Annotated in this window: 2 protein-coding genes; both read left to right on the top strand. The window is 38.5% G+C overall.

From position 1 onward, the window contains the following. A partial coding sequence (locus A9G37_RS00740; RefSeq protein ID WP_141670981.1) for a helix-turn-helix domain-containing protein occupies window positions 1-252 on the top strand: 252 nt, incomplete at its 5' end. Further along, a partial coding sequence (locus A9G37_RS00735; protein ID WP_176701836.1) for an IS3 family transposase occupies window positions 243-910 on the top strand: 668 nt, incomplete at its 3' end. The genes A9G37_RS00740 and A9G37_RS00735, both read left to right, overlap by 10 nt.

Here is a 910-nt window from a genome sequence, read left to right as displayed (position 1 = left end):
AAAAAACAAATGGTCATGCTATATCAAAATGGTAAAAAACGTGCGGATATCGTCGCAGAGTATGACCTCACCAAATCAGCATTAGATAATTGGATAATGCAGTACCAAACTACCGGCTCATTCATCGCAAAAGATAATCGTCGAACTGAAGATAACGAACTTATCGCGCTACGCAAAGAGAATAAACGCTTGTTAATGGAGAATGATATCCTAAAGCAAGCGACGTTGATAATGGGAAGAAAATCGAGTTAATTTTACATAATAAGCATCGATACAGCTTACGTGCATTATGTCGATGTTTAAATGTAACCCGAAATCGTTTCTATTATCAACGGCAATTAACGCAGCAATCACAAGATATATCACTGAGTGAAATAGTGGGTGAAATTTTTAATACTAATTATCGTGCTTATGGTACAAGGCGTCTGCAAGCAGAGCTGAGAAAGCAAGGCATAACCGTATCTCGACGCCGAATAGGTCGAATCATGGCGAAAAATGGCTGGGTTTCGAAATACACCTGTAAAAAATATTGTATTCATACAGAAAAAAGCAATGAATCGCCGGTGGGGAATGAACTGAATCGAGAATTTAATATAGGTCAACCACGAAAGATATTGGTGACCGATTTAACCTATGTAAGGGTTAAACAACGTTGGCACTACTTTTGTGTAATTGTTGATATCAGTAATCGAGAAATAGTGGGGCGAAGTGCTGGCAGGCATAAAACAGCAGCACTGGTCATGCAAGCTATGAGTCAAATTCCAATGAACTTACAGACGATTGAGTTGTTTCATTCTGACAGAGGAAAAGAGTTTGATAATCATTTGATTGATGAATGTTTAACAGCATTTGGAATTAAACGGTCCTTAAGTCGCAAAGGCTGCCCCTATGATAACGCAATTGCAGAAAG

Source organism: Gilliamella sp. GillExp13 (assembly GCF_001690815.1).
Lineage (GTDB): Bacteria > Pseudomonadota > Gammaproteobacteria > Enterobacterales > Orbaceae > Gilliamella > Gilliamella bombi.
This window is presented reverse-complemented; position numbering and strand designations above follow the sequence as displayed.